General features: G+C 56.8%; 12 protein-coding genes. 8 read left to right on the forward strand and 4 right to left on the reverse strand.

Annotation, left to right across the window (positions count from 1 at the left end; genetic code table 11):
- Positions 1-48 precede the first annotated feature (48 nt).
- Positions 49-282: a DUF3126 family protein gene (locus KP703_RS05395; RefSeq protein WP_062142587.1), complete on the reverse strand. Its 234-nt coding sequence runs from the start codon at positions 280-282 to the stop codon at positions 49-51.
- A gap of 221 nt (positions 283-503) precedes the next feature.
- Here KP703_RS05395 and KP703_RS05400 point away from each other — a divergent pair, with 221 nt between their 5' ends.
- Together KP703_RS05400 and KP703_RS05405 are read left to right on the forward strand one after the other, a co-directional pair.
- Positions 504-1,229 carry a hypothetical protein gene (locus KP703_RS05400; protein ID WP_215754040.1) on the forward strand — a complete coding sequence of 242 codons (726 nt, stop codon included), beginning with the start codon at positions 504-506 and terminating at the stop codon, positions 1,227-1,229.
- 497 nt (positions 1,230-1,726) lie between these two features.
- Positions 1,727-3,493: an alginate export family protein gene (locus KP703_RS05405; RefSeq protein WP_373687445.1), complete on the forward strand. Its 1,767-nt coding sequence runs from the start codon at positions 1,727-1,729 to the stop codon at positions 3,491-3,493.
- A gap of 103 nt (positions 3,494-3,596) precedes the next feature.
- Here KP703_RS05405 and KP703_RS05410 read toward each other — a convergent pair whose 3' ends face one another.
- Together KP703_RS05410 and KP703_RS05415 are read right to left on the reverse strand one after the other, a co-directional pair.
- Entirely contained in the window at positions 3,597-4,142 is a 546-nt protein-coding gene (locus KP703_RS05410) for a cytochrome b (protein ID WP_215754041.1), read from the reverse strand.
- A complete protein-coding gene (locus tag KP703_RS05415; protein WP_215754042.1) occupies positions 4,139-5,233 on the reverse strand; it encodes a catalase family peroxidase in 1,095 nt (364 codons plus the stop codon). Before KP703_RS05415 ends, KP703_RS05410 begins: the two co-directional genes overlap by 4 nt.
- 156 nt (positions 5,234-5,389) lie before the next feature.
- Here KP703_RS05415 and KP703_RS05420 point away from each other — a divergent pair, with 156 nt between their 5' ends.
- From KP703_RS05420 to KP703_RS05445, 6 genes are all read left to right on the forward strand, one after another.
- Complete coding sequence (locus KP703_RS05420; protein WP_252353861.1) at positions 5,390-5,914, forward strand: RNA polymerase sigma factor; 525 nt, start codon at positions 5,390-5,392, stop codon at positions 5,912-5,914.
- Complete coding sequence (locus KP703_RS05425; RefSeq protein ID WP_215754043.1) at positions 5,911-6,666, forward strand: anti-sigma factor; 756 nt, start codon at positions 5,911-5,913, stop codon at positions 6,664-6,666. Before KP703_RS05420 ends, KP703_RS05425 begins: the two co-directional genes overlap by 4 nt.
- Before the next feature lie 136 nt (positions 6,667-6,802).
- Complete coding sequence (locus KP703_RS05430) at positions 6,803-8,803, forward strand: OPT family oligopeptide transporter (RefSeq protein ID WP_215754044.1); 2,001 nt, start codon at positions 6,803-6,805, stop codon at positions 8,801-8,803.
- An 82-nt stretch (positions 8,804-8,885) separates the two neighbouring features.
- Positions 8,886-10,619, forward strand: coding sequence for a hypothetical protein (locus KP703_RS05435; RefSeq protein WP_215754045.1), 1,734 nt, complete (start codon positions 8,886-8,888; stop codon positions 10,617-10,619).
- Positions 10,620-10,691: 72 nt separating this feature from the next.
- Positions 10,692-11,681: a glycosyltransferase family 2 protein gene (locus tag KP703_RS05440; protein WP_215754046.1), complete on the forward strand. Its 990-nt coding sequence runs from the start codon at positions 10,692-10,694 to the stop codon at positions 11,679-11,681.
- A gap of 190 nt (positions 11,682-11,871) precedes the next feature.
- A complete protein-coding gene (locus KP703_RS05445) occupies positions 11,872-13,146 on the forward strand; it encodes a glucosyltransferase domain-containing protein (RefSeq protein WP_215754047.1) in 1,275 nt (424 codons plus the stop codon).
- Positions 13,147-13,276: 130 nt separating this feature from the next.
- On the opposite strand, the gene KP703_RS05450 is transcribed toward KP703_RS05445, so the two are convergent.
- The gene (locus KP703_RS05450) at positions 13,277-15,676 is read right to left on the reverse strand and encodes a TonB-dependent siderophore receptor (protein WP_215754048.1); all 2,400 of its coding nucleotides are present in this window, start codon (positions 15,674-15,676) and stop codon (positions 13,277-13,279) included.
- Between the last annotated feature and the right edge of the window lie 173 nt (positions 15,677-15,849).

Consider the following 15,849-nt stretch of genomic DNA (forward strand, 5'->3'; position numbering starts at 1 on the left):
ACCCTTCCGGGTCTCTCCCTCTCTGGTTAAAGCCTGAAAGACTGCGGCTTATTTTTCAGCCGGCAGATCTTCTTCCAGAAGAATGATGTTGATGGCGTAAGACACTTCGCCCTCGTCATCATCACGATGAATCGTGCCAATCACTTCCCCGTCTACAGCCAGTTCAACCGACATGCCGGCGCGCGGCGGCGGGTTAACGGACAGACCCTTGGCACCAAGCAGGCGGCGCAGAGCGGTCTGGAGACGGGTAATTTCGGAGGGAGAAGGAGACGTGCTGCTCATAGAAAAATCTGATCCTCTGGGGGAAGGGTTACACAGACAGACGCCTTAAAGCTCTGACCAATCCGGCCCGCTATAGGACACACGCCGCCTCCGCCGCAACCTTTCCGTGCTCCTGCCTTCACCGCGCCATTTTCTGCCTGCCTCAATGGACTTCAGTCAGTCTTACGCTGCGGCCCGCCCCTTCTGGTCTGGTCGCCTCTTCAGGAAAGGAGACAGTTCTTATGCGTATGCCCCGCTTTGTAATCCTTTCCGCTCTGGTTGCTGGCGCGCTGAGCCTGTCCACGTTCTCGCATACTCCGCCCCGGCCTCTGGTGGCGGATATGCGCCGGGCCGCTCTGTCCGAAACCGCGGCCACCAGCCCCGCCAAACCAGCGCAGCCAGCCACACCCGCCACAGCACCGCTCAGTGCCTCCCTTGCGCGGGCCTTTGCGGCCCCGCAGCAGGCAACGGAGACGGTCGGCACGCCTGCCCGCACCAGCCCGAATGCGGTGGCGCAGTCCCCAATTCAGAACGCGTCCCAGACGGTGGCAAACCAGTCTTCCACGCATATTCTGCACATGCTGGAGAGTGACGGGCCGGAGCAGACCGCGCGCACCCTGACCAAAAGCCGCAAATGGTCAGACGTGCGGCTGGCTGTCAGCACCGGTCAGCCGGAAGCCGCCTCCGTTCTGGCAGCTCTGATGCCCGAGGCCGACCCGGCCACAGCGCTTTCCCTCCGCACCGCCATGCGCCGCGCCCTGCCTACGCATCCGGCAGCCGTTCTGGCGGCCATGGACCAGACGGACGGCCCGCTTTTTGGGGCCCGCGCCGTCTGCTCCCCGCAGGGCATGCCGCGCAGCTGGCAGAGCAATGCGCGCAAGGCCGTTGCCAGCGTGCATGAAATCCACCTCGTCACCCGCGCGCGGGACTGCCTGACGCGGCTGGGCGGCCTGCCGCAATCCGGCTGATCCTGCACTTAAAGATTTCGTGTCACACGTAAACGCGAGATGACAGGGCTCGCGTTTAGCTATACCCATAACGCACGTCAGAATAACAAAAAATGCATGGCAAGCCATTTGGTTAAGCCATGACGCAATAAGGTCGTGCCGTCATGCTGATGCTCTGCTGTCCCGGTTCGGACACCATCTACCATCTGCCCCCATCCCCCCTGCGGTCCACGCAGAACGAGGGACGCCGGTGCCGTGTGGCTGCCTTACCAGCCCCCGCGCACCTTAGGGCGATCCGAGAGCGACTTACGCTCTCCCGCTCCTTCCGCGCTCCCGCATAAGGCTCCGGCGTTCCCGCCGCACAGCCTTATCGCTGCCCTCAGGTTCCCCTTTTTTCAGAGTGTTCTGTCATGAACCATCTGTTTGCTCGCAGCGCAGGCGCGCCCGCATCGCGCCTGTGGTCTGCCCGCTCCCGCTTTTGTTTTTCCAGCGGCCTGTCCACAGGGCTGCTCTGGCTGATGCCTGCCGGGGCCCTTCTTGCTGTTGTGGTGCCCCTTGCGGCGGCCCATGCACAAAGCACCGTGCAACCCGCACCCTCCGTGGTGCGCCATACCGCGCCAGCGCATGAGATCAATGCCTCGCATGACACCATGCCCGCACGGCTCTCAGACGTAGTGCGCAAGCCGCCTAAAGCCACAGTTGCGCCCAACGGCCAGGAACCCACCACCACCCAGCCTCCGGCGCGTGGCGGATTCTGGGATAATATGCTGCTGCCGCCGCTCACCAGCCGACCGGAAGCCTACGGCCAGCCGCAGTCTCTGGAACTCAAGCCGCTGCCGTCTTCCCTCATGCATCAGGGGCCGTGGGGTGTGTTCAACGCCAATACCGGGGCGGCTGCCGGGTTCGGCACGGTGGCGTATTACGCCGTCTCCCGGTGGGCGGAAGACTGGTCCAGCCTGCGGGACAAGAGGAACCGTATCGACTGGGCAGACCCGCTGAAATACATCCCGCTCAATAACAGCGGCTCCATCTACCTCACGCTGAGCGGCAACTTCCGCCATCACGGGTTTTACGACCAGCGGGCTATGTTCGGCACCGTCAAGAAAGACCCCGCCTACCGCTCCACCCTGCGCTGGAATGCCGGGGCGGACCTGCATCTGGGCGAGCATGTGCGCCTGTATGGGGAGCTGATGAGTGGCCAGGCCGGGGGTATCAATTATTACGGCTATACCGGGGGCCGCTGGCGCAGCAAGCTGGACGCACAGCAGGCGTTTGTGGAAGTCAAAGGTCACCTGCTGGGCGCGACCATGGGGGCCATGGTCGGCCGCATGTCTTTTCTGGATGCGCCGCCTTACGTAACAGCAGGCAGCGTTTACCCCACCCTGCCCTATTCCTGGAACGGCCTGCGGGGCTACGCCTTCTGGAAACGCTTCCGTGTGGATCTGTTTGACCTCACCCTGACCAACAACGCCCCCACCACTGCGTTCCATGATCAGGTGGGCTGGAGAACGCGCCTGTTCGGGGCGTATACGTCCTACGCTATCCCTGAATTCAAATTTCTGGATAAAAAGAGCCAGATTTTCGTGGATACGTTTTATCTGGGCTACACGCTCTCCAGTAACCCTATTGCCAGCACGACCAGCACCATTGCGGGCTCCACGCATCGTGACACGCCCGGCACACGCATCTGGGGCAATGCCGGACCCATCGAATTTTCTCTGGGCGGCATGTGGCAGGGCGGCAACTTCCACGCGGCCAACAATGGCCCCAAACGCCCGGTGTCCGCCTATTCCTTTAACGGCACCGTCTCATGGCGTTTTGCCAAATGGTGGGGGCGTCCGGCCATTGGAATTCAGGCCGATGCCATTTCCGGCGGGGATACGCGCAAAAGCCAGACCAGCAGCTGGGGCAACTTCCTCTCCCCCTTCGTGCCCAGCGCCTACTATCTGGATATGAGCACCTATATCGGCAACTCAAACCTGATTGACGTCGGCCCGCTGGCCACCATTGCCACCAGCCGCAATACCAGCCTGCTGCTGAAAGTGCCGGTCATCTGGCGCAACAGCACGCATGACGCGATTTATGCCAACCCCACGGCGGCCTACAGCTTCCGCCCGCAGGGGGGCTATACTGCCACCATGCCACAGGCCAGCTTTACCTGGCGCGCCACCCGCCACATTACCTTCAGCCTTGATGGCGAATACATCTTCGCCTCCCGCGCCATGATCAAAGCCGGGGCGTCCTCCGGCGCGTATGTGCAGAGCAATCTGGAGCTGACATTCTAAGCTTCAGGCAGAAGTTTTTAAGACCAGCCGCAAAGAGGCCGCGATGGGGAGTGCTTTTTTCTGAAGCACTCCTCTCGGTTTGTGTGGACTAAGTCCTCTCCACTTACAGTGACGTTTTCCTGCCAGTCATGCTCTGAAGCACGCCATCCCGCCGGATAAGACCGTGGAACAGAGCCGCGCCACTATGGGCCAGCACCAGCCCAAACAGGGTGAAGGCCAGAACGGTGTGGATAGAACGCAGCCAGGACCAGACAGCCGGGTTATGCGGCAGGATGGGCGGCAAAAGCACCCCGTTCCCCCATAAGGGAATAGGGTAACCCCCAGCCGAGAGCATGCCCCAGCCCACAAGAGGCAACGCAATCATCAGGGCATACAGTAGGATATGGGAGCCTTTGGCGGCCAGTTTGAGAACGGCGGGAAGGTCATTCGGCAAAGGTGGCGGGGCATGACGCAGCCGGTATGTCAGCCGAAGGAGAGCAAGCACCAGAATGGCAATTCCTAAAGGCCGATGCAGTGAGACCAGCCGATGGTAACTGGGACCAAGGGACGAGGCCATAAAAATACCGATGAACAGCATGCTGAGAATCAGCACAGCCATCAGCCAGTGCAGCACGCGCGCCACAGGCGAAAATGAGGGTACGGCCTTCATGATTTTTTCTCACTTTCTGCCGCTGGGGCCTGTGTCATGGCAGGCGTGATGGCGCTCGGCCCGCGCTTCTCCCCGGAACGCAAAGAGAAGGACCGCATATAAGCACCTGACCGAAGCTGAAGGATGGGGTCAGCCGAAGCGACAATGCCGGGGGGCAGAATAAGAGGGTCAAAAGTGAGGCCGGTGCAGGGGCCCCCGTCCTCGCTCTCAACGACGCTCAGGGTCAGGGTGCCTGCATCAATCGTCCGGTCGTCCGACGCCCAGATCTGGCTGGGGTCATTAACGGCATCCTGAGGCCCCGCCACCGTCAGCACCATGCGCCATTGCAGAGGGTGGTCATGGATATCTGCAATCAGCCTTTGAAACAGATAATCACGCCCGCCTGCTGCGGTATCGGCAGGAGCCAGAGGCTGCACAGGCACCATGGCCCAGCGGACAGCCGTTTTCGTGCCGGTTTCTGCAACAAGCAGAAAGCTGTCGAGGCTGTGATACGTGTCATCCGCAAAGCCGGAAGAGATCACGCGTTGCGCGTTTTTCTCCGCTGCGGCCTGAAGCCAGGGATGCGCTGCGCCAAACGCTTTGACGCGCGCCGGGTCGGGTTTTCCTGTCGCGGGATCTATGCGTTGAGAGGAAAAGAAGTCTGAAGCATCCTGTGCATCCCGCAAAGGCAGAACGGGTGGGTTGTTCATAGCGGCACGCCATTCCGGCGCATCTTTGGGCATGAAGCGCAGCGCCATGCTGCGCACCGTTGCGGGATTGTCGGTCACATAGGGTTGCCCTGCCCCCAGAGCAAACCGCCCGACTACGGGCACAGACTGTTCCTGAAAAATGGCGGCTTTCGACACAGAGGCTGCAGCGCCGCTGGCATCAAACCGCCCCGTAACGCACACACCTTTGGAATGAGCGCGCCGGAAACCCTGCCCGTAACTGCCCGCGTCATGCAGTTCCGCCATCAGGCGGTTCTGTGTCACGCGGTTGGGGGAAAGCCAGCCACCGGCCCAGAGAAAGCCGAGAGCAAGTGCTGCCGGTGCGGCTGCAACGCCCAGCCAGCGGAGTGCAGAGCCCGAAGGGCCTGTCGATTTTGCCGCCATTGAGGCCGCTCCTTTGATGTCATCTGTGGGGAAGACGCAGGAGAGCCGGATCTATTCCCCGACAATCGCGCGACTGAGAAACATTTTTTCTTTTGCTCTGCGCCATTGGGAATAAAGTGGCGCGCTGAGCGTCTCTGTCCTCAGGAGATGAAGCACATGAGGGGCAGAGCCGGGTTGGACGATGACGAGACCATCAGACTACAGAGCGTTATTCCGGCTTTGAGACGGTATGCGCGGGTTCTGACCCGTGACCCGCATCAGGCCGACGATCTGGTGCAGGACTGTCTGGAACGCGCCCTGACCCGCATGGATCAGGTGCGGGATCGGTCCGATTTACGCCCCTGGCTCTTTACTATCGCTTACCGCCTGAACGTCAGCCGGTGGCGGCGTGTCCGGCGTCTGGTGCCCATGGCAGAAACCTCTTTCCCGGAACCATTGCAGGACGCCGGGCAAATTCCTCATCTTGAATGGCAGGACATGACGCAGGCCTTCGGGCGTCTGTCCGATGACCATCGGCAGGTGCTGCTGCTCGTGGGTGTTGAAGGGCTGGAATATCAGGCGGTGGCGGAAATCCTCGGTGTGCCGGTCGGCACCGTGATGTCCCGCCTTTCCCGCGCCCGGTCTGCCCTGCATGATCTGGCAGGCCATGAGAAACGTCCCATCCTGAGGAGGGTGAAATGACGCACCCCGACAGCCCTGTGACCGAGGATGACCTTCACGCCTGGGTCGATGATTTTCTCTCCCCCGAACGTCGCCAACAGGTGGATCTCTGGCTGGCAAGCCACCCGGAGGCACGGCAGCGTGTGATGGCATGGCGGCAGGAGCGTGACGGCTTGCGGGCCGCGCTGGATACAGACCTCCGCGAGCCGATCCCCGCCCGCTTTGATATTGCCCGCCTGAGAGAACGCAGGGTGCGACGTTTCAGCCTGCCGCAAATGGCGGCATCCATTGCGTTTGCACTTTCCATTGGGCTTGGTGGCGGATGGTTTTTGCGGGACCGACAGGTGCCGGTCGGGCTGGCGTCTGTTGAGCAGGAAGCTGCCATGGTGCAGGCGGCGGGCAAAGGCAGCACGATCGCAAAAGGCAGTGTGGCGCAACTGGCAGCTTGGGGTGGCAGCGTGCTGGGCAGGCCGGTCCAGCCGCCGGATCTGTCTAATGCAGGTTATCAGCTTACAGGCGGCCAGCTTGTCACGACCGATCATGGTCCTGCCTGCCTGTTTTTCTACACGAATGAGCGTGGTGTCCGGCTCTCCCTGTTTGTGCGGCCGATGTATCGGGTAGACGTAACGGCCCCCATGCGGCCCATGCGGCATGTTCCCGGCTACCTCTGGGCGCAGGACGGGCTTGGGGTCAGTCTCGTCTCTGACGCACCCATTGCCGGCCTGCACCGGCTGGCCAATCATGCCCGCGATTTGATGGGAGAACCGAGCTGAGCCCCGGCCCCGCTGTGGCTTTCCCACCATCTTTTCCTATCTCATTGCCTCTCCGGTTCATTCAGGGGAGACAAGCGGCATCAGGCAGCGTATCGAAGCGCTTCATGATGTCTGATGCTGCTGCGAGGCTCCGGGTATGACCGCTCCATCCCCCCTGCAAACCCCTTCCGTGCGTGAACTGACCGTGCGCGGGCTGATTCTGGGGGCGCTGATTACCGTCGTCTTCACCGCCTCCAATGTCTATCTCGGCTTGCGGATCGGGCTGACTTTTGCCTCCTCCATTCCGGCGGCTGTCATTTCCATGGCCGTGCTGCGCGCACTGGGGCGCAGCACCCTGCTGGAAAACAATATGGTGCAAAGTCAGGCCTCGGCAGCGGGCACGCTCTCCTGCGTGTTCGCCACCTTCCCCGGCCTGATTATGACCGGCTTCTGGCACAGCTTCCCCTTCTGGCAGACGGCGGGCCTCTCGCTGGCCGGGGGCATTGCGGGCGTGCTGTTTACCATCCCTCTGCGCCGCGCTCTGGTGACGGAAAGCGCCCTTCCCTACCCGGAAGGCGTGGCAGCAGCGGAAATCCTGCGGGCCGGGGGCGAGAACGGGAACAGCAAAAGCCTCTCCGCCCTGATAGGCGGCAGCGTTGTCGCCGGACTCTTCTCCTTTGCCTGTAGCGGCCTGCAACTTCTGGCCGATACCGTGAGCGTCACCGGGGTTGCCGGGGCGGCTGTGTTCCGTTTTACCGGCGGCCTCTCTCTCGCCCTGCTCGGTGCAGGCTATCTGGTGGGGCTGGCCGGTGGGCTGGCCATGCTGCTGGGCTGCGTGCTGGCATGGGGCCTTGGCGTGCCCTGGCTGACCGCCCACATGCCCAACCCGGAGCATCTGGATGCCGCGGCCTTCGCCAACGCAATGTGGCTGCATAAGGTCCGGTTTATCGGGGCCGGGGCCATTGCCATTTCCTCCCTGTGGACACTAATCGAACTGATGGGCCCCGTTCTGCGCGGCCTGAGCAGCGTGTTCCGGGGCCGAAGCGGCTCCGTGGTACCGGATGCAGACCGTGACCTTTCCCCCCGCACCATGATCGCCCTGCTGGGTGTTACTGTTCTGATGCTGGGCGGCCTGTTTGCAGCCTTTCTGGCTCCTATGGCGCATGGCATCTGGCCCGCCGTGTGCGCTGCCGTGCTGTTCTGCGTTGTGTTTGGCTTTGTGATGGCCGCCGCCTGCGGCTACATGGCAGGTATTGTTGGCTCATCCTCCTCCCCCATTTCCGGCATTATCATTATTGCCGCCGTGCTGTGCGCGCTGATGATTCTGGGGCTGGAATCCCTCGGTCTGATGCCTGCGGAAATGATGGCAGACGGCCAGACGCTGGCGACCGGCTTCACCATCCTGCTGCTCTCCGCCATTACCGCGACCGTTGCTATTTCCAACGACAACCTGCAGGACCTGAAAACCGGACAGCTTGTGGGAGCATCCCCCTGGAAACAGGAAGTGGCGCTGATTGCAGGCTGCGTGGTGGGCGCTGCGGTCATCCCGCCAGTGCTCAACCTGCTTTATCAGGCTTACGGCTTTGCCGGTGCCCCCATGCCGCGCCCCGGCATGGACCCAGCCCACGCGCTGGCCGCCCCGCAGCCTGCGCTGATCGCCATGATTGCGAAGGGGATTTTTACGCAGTCGCTGGACTGGAGCATGCTTTCCATCGGGTTCGGGCTGGGCGCTGTGCTGATCGGGCTGGACCTGCTGCTGCGCCGCCGCCATCTGGCCCTGCCGCCGCTGGGTGTGGCAGTGGGCATCTACCTGCCCGCATCCGTGAGCGTCACGCTGGCAGTGGGCGCTGTTCTGGGCTGGGTGCTGAACCGCAAGCTGAAGGAACGCCGCAGCACGACCGGCGGCTTTGGTGAGGCCGACCGTCTGCCGGAAACCGTGACAGAACACGACGCCAGCATCGGCACCATGATCGCCTCCGGCTTTATTGTGGGAGAAAGCCTGATTGGCGTGGCACTGGCCGTGGTGTCCGGCGCGCTAGGCCGGGATGACGTCCTCTCCCTGGCCCCATGGCTGCCCGCCGGAACACCTGCCGTGCTGGGACTGGCCGCTTTCTGCGCCGCATGTTTCTGGTTCGCCCGGAAAGTGCTGCAAAAATAAAAGCTGGGCTTTCTCCTTGCATGAGGTATTTACACACCATTCCACATTATTTTGAAGAAAAGCTCCGAGGCTTACCGCATCCATGCCTGACAACCAGATAGATTCTTCGTATTTTTCATTTCAAACATTTTTCAGAATAGCTCTGTCGGGCGCAATTCTGCTCGCTCTGGGGGCGTTCATACCCTTATTTATCGGCTATTATATTCAGCATGAGGACCCGGCCTACTTGTGGGATTGGGGCGGCTATTTCAACATGTACCAAAATTTTGGCAACATGATCCGCCACAAGGAGCCATGGTTTTCAACGCTCCTTACAAGCATTCGCAATGATGACTACAATCTTTTCCCCATTTCTTTTCTTGCGCCTTTCTCACTTGTCTTCCAGAGCAGTCGCTTTGGATATGTATGTGGAATCAGCCTTTGTTACCTGATTCCCACAGCATTCATCTCTGCATTCTCCCTTCTTTCCATGATGTCTTATGACAAGAAACACTTCCATTTTCCTGTCACTGGGACATCCTTTCTGTGTGTCTTTGCATTTTTCCTGACGTTCTACCCGTTCTGGGCCCCCACTCTGCGTGGTCTCCCTGATATTGCAGGGCTTATTCCCCTCGGGTTAGCAACTCTCCTGCTGATGCGAAGTCATTTTCTCACAACGGCCTCCTGGAAAACGCTTGTTGCTTTTAGCGTTTTGGTCTGGTTGCCTTTTGCCCTGCGACGCTGGTACGCCTTTTCCATTCTGGCAATGCTTGCAGTTGCTTGTATTCTGGCTGTCTTGTCTGCTTTTCAGTCTGAAAACAGAAAGAAAGTATTATTCCACATTGCAAGAGCATATGGCCTGTGTGGAATAGCGGTGGGCATTTTACTGATTACTTTTCAGAACCACCTTGTTTTCAGAATTTTGCATACATCATACCAAGAAGCTTACGCTGGGTATCATATTGCCTTTTTAATGCAACTCCAGCTTCTCTATACAACAACGGGACCGTGTTACACGGCCCTGTTTTGGTGCGGCGTTTTTCTGGCCATCAAAAACAAAAATATCCCCATCTTGTTTTGTGCAAATACAGCCATCCTCACTTTTCTGCTTTTTTCACATACACAAGCTCTCGGCATCCAACATGTTTTGCCTATTTTTTTCTGGGCTGCACTCGTTGGCGGCTATCCGGTTCTATGCCTTTCCCGCATAGTCTCGGTCACTGGGCGCTCTCTGCTGACAGCAACACTCCTGGCTTACGGTCTCCTTGCGTCAGTCATCGTGTTCGTGCCCCAGGCTGATGGCCGCCTGCAAGGCGTATTCCCCCTCTTTTCAAAGGAACGCATTGCACCACTTTATGTTGAGCACATGTCGGAATACACTCGGCTTATCACGCGTCTCAAAGAGCTGACCAAAGATGGCGACACGTTTGCTGTATTTGCTTCCAGCGCCGTTCTGGCTGATAGCTTGCTCTATGAATTTGATCACTCGCTTGAAAAAAATCTCGTCTGGGCGTCACAGGTCGATGCGCGCGACCATCTCAACTTGAAGGAACTTCGTGCTGCTCTTGCCATTGTGACTGACCCACCTGTCACGCATCTCGCAAAAGGGTCTCAGCAAGTCATCACGCTCCCCAATGAGTGCATTTTTCATCAACACGATTTTGGAACCGCCTATCAGCAAGTCGCGGGGCCGTTCTCTCTGGCTGAAGGTCATAAAGCCTATATTTACCACCGGACTCGACCTCTCTCTGATGAAGATATCCAATGGATTCAGGAACAGCTGAACCACACCTACCCTACATGGAAATGGAACCGCGCAGCAGGGATGATTGAATAAAACACCTTCATAGCCCAATTCCAGAAATGATCTCCTGTTTTTACAGTTTTAACTTCCTGAAAGTGCTCCCTGATGCCGAATTTACTACGCCCTGCCCCACGTCTTGCGATTGTAGTCCCCTGCTACAATGAGGAAGAAGTTTTTGCTTACTGCCAGCAAGAACTGAGTGCGCTGCTGTACACTATGGCGCAGGCTCAGATGGTGCAGCCGGACAGCTTTTTGTTGTTTGTGGATGATGGCAGCCGGGACACAACATGGGAGCAGATCAAGACAGCATGTGAGACAGAAACCTGCGTGCAGGGCTTAAAGCTTTCCCGCAATGAGGGCCATCAGTCCGCTCTGCTTGCGGGGCTGGCCGCCGCAGCCCCGCAAGCAGACGCCATTGTCAGCATTGATGCCGACCTTCAGGATGACATCCAGACCATTCGCCGCATGGTTGAATGCTATAGTTCAGGGTATGACGTTGTGTATGGCGTGCGGGAATGCCGCCAGACGGATACATGGTTCAAACGTACCTCGGCGGAAGGCTTTTACCGGCTGATGGCCGCCATGGGGGTCAAGCAGGTTTTCAACCATGCAGACTTCCGTCTGCTCAGCCAGCACGCTCTGACTGAGCTCCTGCGCTATACGGAACGCAACGCCTATATCCGGGGCCTTGTGCCACTGGTGGGCTTTCCCTCCACAGAGGTGGCCTATGCCCGAGGCCTCCGCACCGCTGGTGAGTCCAAATACCCGTTGAGCAAAATGCTCGCTCTGGCCGTAGAGGGCATTACCTCCATGACCATCACTCCCTTGCGGCTAATTGCCACACTGGGACTCTGTATCTGTCTGCTCTCAGTAGCGGCGACATTTTATGTGCTGGTCAGAAAATTCAGCGGTAACACCGTTGAAGGCTGGCCCTCCATCATCCTATCCATTTTCTTCATGGGCGGCGTGCAGATGCTCTCTCTGGGCATTATTGGGGAATATGTTGGCAAGATTTATCTGGAGACCAAAAAACGCCCGCGCTTTCATGTGGAAAGCTTTCTACAAAGTCTAGAAAAAACTTCATCGCATTCATAAAATCAAAAAAAATGATAAGGATTACCTCGTGATACTTAGATATTTCAAAGAAATAACCAGAAAAAGATGTCATATAATGATATCTTCTATTTCATTTTTAATTTTATTACCCTTAGTTATTATAAATTTTCAACTTCAAAACCCAGATGATGTTTTGATAAGAAATTATGGAAGCTGGATTAACGCTTTCATGACGTATACGCCGCGAGATGGCAGGCATATTATCAGTTTCCTGAATGCTGGCTTGTTCCACCTTGGTTTTACATTCCGTATGTACCAAGTTTTTTGTAGTGCCACGTTTATTTTATCATTTATATATTTGATAAACTCAATTATTTCCATAACGAGAATTGATAAAAAACCATTTCAAAGCCTATTTTTTTCCATTTCTGCTATTTTATTTCCATTTATGTTTGATTTCTACCAATGGACATCTGCTTACCTGATTTATTCATGGGGCTTTGCATGCATTGCTGCTGCTTTTTCCTGCACCTCTCAATTTGAAGGTCCGGTTAAATTCCTGTTGTGCGGATCTTTAATCGCTCTTTCTGCATGTGCTTATCAGCCTTTAATTCTGCTCCCGTTTGTTGTGCTGGCTCTGTGTGCATTTTTCAAAGATATTCCGCCCAAACTGACTGCTATCCCATCACAGATCATACTTCTGCTGAGCAGCCTGATCCTTTATTTTTCCTATAATGAAATTTTCAAACGTCTGTGGGAAGTCTTCGCGCCCAAAGTCATTCTTCAACGAAAACTTTCGTTCCAGTCCATTCCATCAAATTTTTTGCAGAAATTTCATACAGAATTGGATATTTTTCTCTCACATGGTGCATACCATAATCTCCTTTACAAGCCATTGGCCTTACTGTTGCTCTGCATCCTCGCGGGCCTTGCTTTCATGGCGTTACTCAAATTTGATCTTAAACTGTGCGCTTATGCCTTCTTCTTGATTATCGTCATTCCAACGCCGATTGTTCTTCTCGAACCAGAAGGCTATTACTGGCCATCGCCCAGAATCAATTTTTATATAAACATGCTGTTTCCATTGGGTCTGCTTGCTCTCCTGCAAAATTTTCCTTTTAAAACGGCAGCCAGATACGGTCTGGGTGGCACTCTTGTGCTGATCACCGGGAATGCATTTTCCATTCTGCATCATCGCTGGCTACAGGACAGACTAGATGAAAAAGCCGCGCATACCGTTATGGAGCAAATCAAGGCACGTCCTGATCGGCCTCTTACAGTCATTATTGATCCAGCCCGTATTCAGAACTGGAGTTTCAATACGTATGAGTTGGGAGGAACCATCTTCTGGGCCTCTTACGCCATCCTCCCTTATATGAACGAATTAGCAAAAACGCATTTCGAGCAGGATCAGATTTCCTTCCAGAGGGATGATGGCAAAAGTTGTCCCCAGCCGCCCCTCACCCAAGTCGCACCTCATATCCTCTGCCCCACCTATAACTGAGAGGAGCAGAAATTTTTTCTGGTATCCTCAGACCTTCAGTGAAAACCTCTGTCCACACGTGGACAGAGGTTTGAAAAGCCGTCTCTGAGCACGCGCATAGCTTGGATAACGTGCGCCTTCATCTAGGTCTTTAGTAAGTCATAGAAAGATTAAACAGGAACGACCGGCCTACCGAAGGTGTTACGCGGTTGCTGAACAGGTTGCCGTAGTTCAGGCGGTTGGCGAGGTTGTAGCCGTTCATGGCTATTTTCCAGTTGGGGCCAAACTGGTGGGACACAACCGCGTCAAACTCAACGTTTGCCGGGACACGGGCCGTGTTGGCCGGGTCCAGAAACACGCCTTCACGCCAGGTTACGCCACCGCCCATAGTCAGGTTATAGGGCTTTTTGGGCGCAATTTCATACGTGGTCCACACGGTTGCCTGATTGCGGGGCACATACTGCACCTGCTTGCCAATATCCGCCGCAGTGCCGCCCGTCGTCTTGCTGTCATACTTGGCGTATGTGGCAATCATGTTCCAGTTTTTCAGGATCTGGCCGGACACACTCAGTTCCACACCCTGGTTGCGCTGGGTATCGCCAGAGTCCGTCACCGTCCCGGTGCTCGGGTCGGTCAGCATGGAATTACCTTTTTCCAGACGGAAGACGGAGGCCGTAAAGCCAATCCGGTCATGGAACGCGGAATATTTGGCCCCCAGTTCATACAATCTGCTGCGCTCCGGCTGAAATTTGGAATTCTTGGGAGACAGCGGCTCAGAACTGTTGGTGACGTAAAGGCCCATCGGCGTGGTGGATTCAGCCCAGTTGAAATACACCATTGCATGGTCGTTCGGCGTGTACATCAGGCTGACATTCGGGTTGAAGGTATCCTGCTTCTGGCCCAGATGCGTATCCGGCGTCGTGGCGACACCGCCCGTTGCACTATAATTGCTGCTCCAGTGGTCCCACCGGAAACCGGCCTTAACCGAGAACCACGGCGTCAGCCACGCCTGCTCGGAGAAGAACGCGCCAACATCCGTCGCAGCACTGGTTTTCCATTCCTTTTTGCCCACGCCGTTAGGAATGTTCACCAGATTGTTCGGGTTCAGGGAGCCCACACCCACATCCAGCCCGGGAACATAGGCCGTCGGGTTCAGCAGGCTCGCCCACTGGCGTGCTGAAGGATTGTTATACGCATAGTTCCGGCGGCGATCATAAATATGCTCAATATCCACACCGGCAATCATCTGGTGCTTGATGCCGCCTGTATTGAAGTTGGCCACCGCAGAGGACACGTTCTGCACCGACCAGTCATCCTGCTGGTACGGGTTAGGCCCACCGACCCCGCCAATACGGGAAACAAGAGCGGTTTCCGGGTGGGATGAGAAAAGAGCACTGGTGCAGGTCGCGTTACAGCTTTCCTGAGATGCCGAGAAATACCGGCTATACATCCCGCCGCGTGTATCATTGTAGACGGTAATGTGCGGGTTAACTTCCCACTTCAGGCGGCCTGTCAGCATATCAACGTTGGAATCATCCTGGTCAAACGTCGTGCCATACCAGGTGGTGCGCCGCACGCCATATTCCGTCACCGGTTTACCGTAGGAGGCCCCCGGCTTTGTCACCACAGGCACACCATAATCCGGAATGCGGTTATCCGTCTGATGGAAATACTCTATGGTGTAATTAACTTTTTTACCAAGACCAAAAATAATGGACGGCGCAATACCCCAACGATGGGAGTAGACGGCATCCCGCCCGACCATATCATTTTCGTTCCCCATACCGGTTACGCGCACGGCAATGGTATCGGTAATCTTATGGCTAAAATCGAGCGTGCCACGGTAATAAGCCCCGCTCCCGCCGGAGAAGCTGGCCCCGATATGATTCTGATCATTCGGCGTTTTGGTGGTGATGTTAATCGCACCCCCCGTGGTGCCGTTACCAAACACCTGCGAGGATGGCCCCTTGATGACCGTCACATGGTCATAATCAAAGGAATCGCGCGTATAAACACCAAAGTCCCGCAAGCCATTTTCATAAATATCATTCTGGGCGGCAAAACCACGGATGAGGAACTGATCGCCCGCCATCCCGCCTTCACCCTCACCCACGGACGCCGTAATGCCCGGCACGTTCTTGAGCGCTTCATCCAGTGACTTGACGTTCTGCTGCTGCATGAGGAGCTGCGGCACAACATCAATGGTCTGCGGCGTGTGCAGCACATCCTGCGGCATACGGCTGATGCCAATGGGCGTGCGCAGCGTGTTCATGGGGGAGGCCGTCACAACCCAGTGTTCGGACTCTGAGCCGTCATTTTCCTTAACCAGTTCCGGCCCCTTCCCTTTCGGGTTGGTCAGAACGGCCTGCGGCTGTGCAGCTTTTGTTGTCGCGGCTTTTGTAGCGTCAGCCGGTGTGCGCGGGGGCAGAACAGGCTCTTTTCCCGTAGCGTCATCCGCTGCCATGGCCGGGAAAGCCGAACCACATCCCAAAGCCAGACCAAAGGCCAGAGGCGCCGGGTGAAGGCGACGCCGAATAGTGTGTTTACTCATGGATGAAGCAGCCTGTTGCAAATTAAGAGCATGAAGATGCTTTGCCATAACAGCGGATGATAATGATTCGCAAATTCAGCTTGTGCATAGCAGTCCCGCTTACATCTTTTTGCGAGTCATCACTCAGCCGTAACGGGGGGCGTTATCAGGGGGAATTAAGGCTTTCTCCCCTC

Source organism: Acetobacter sp. P5B1 (assembly GCF_018811985.1).
GTDB lineage: Bacteria > Pseudomonadota > Alphaproteobacteria > Acetobacterales > Acetobacteraceae > Acetobacter > Acetobacter cerevisiae.

What these genes read in the sequence shown, in the direction of transcription:
- KP703_RS05435 (WP_215754045.1), top strand. Translation starts at nt 8,886, where the DNA reads ATGCCTGACAACCAGATAGATTCTTCGTATTTTTCATTTCAAACATTT.
- KP703_RS05450 (WP_215754048.1), bottom strand. Translation starts at nt 15,676, where the DNA reads ATGAGTAAACACACTATTCGGCGTCGCCTTCACCCGGCGCCTCTGGCC.
- KP703_RS05425 (WP_215754043.1), top strand. Translation starts at nt 5,911, where the DNA reads ATGACGCACCCCGACAGCCCTGTGACCGAGGATGACCTTCACGCCTGG.
- KP703_RS05440 (WP_215754046.1), top strand. Translation starts at nt 10,692, where the DNA reads ATGCCGAATTTACTACGCCCTGCCCCACGTCTTGCGATTGTAGTCCCC.
- KP703_RS05445 (WP_215754047.1), top strand. Translation starts at nt 11,872, where the DNA reads ATGACGTATACGCCGCGAGATGGCAGGCATATTATCAGTTTCCTGAAT.
- KP703_RS05405 (WP_373687445.1), top strand. Translation starts at nt 1,727, where the DNA reads ATGCCTGCCGGGGCCCTTCTTGCTGTTGTGGTGCCCCTTGCGGCGGCC.
- KP703_RS05410 (WP_215754041.1), bottom strand. Translation starts at nt 4,142, where the DNA reads ATGAAGGCCGTACCCTCATTTTCGCCTGTGGCGCGCGTGCTGCACTGG.
- KP703_RS05400 (WP_215754040.1), top strand. Translation starts at nt 504, where the DNA reads ATGCGTATGCCCCGCTTTGTAATCCTTTCCGCTCTGGTTGCTGGCGCG.
- KP703_RS05430 (WP_215754044.1), top strand. Translation starts at nt 6,803, where the DNA reads ATGACCGCTCCATCCCCCCTGCAAACCCCTTCCGTGCGTGAACTGACC.
- KP703_RS05415 (WP_215754042.1), bottom strand. Translation starts at nt 5,233, where the DNA reads ATGGCGGCAAAATCGACAGGCCCTTCGGGCTCTGCACTCCGCTGGCTG.
- KP703_RS05420 (WP_252353861.1), top strand. Translation starts at nt 5,390, where the DNA reads ATGAGGGGCAGAGCCGGGTTGGACGATGACGAGACCATCAGACTACAG.
- KP703_RS05395 (WP_062142587.1), bottom strand. Translation starts at nt 282, where the DNA reads ATGAGCAGCACGTCTCCTTCTCCCTCCGAAATTACCCGTCTCCAGACC.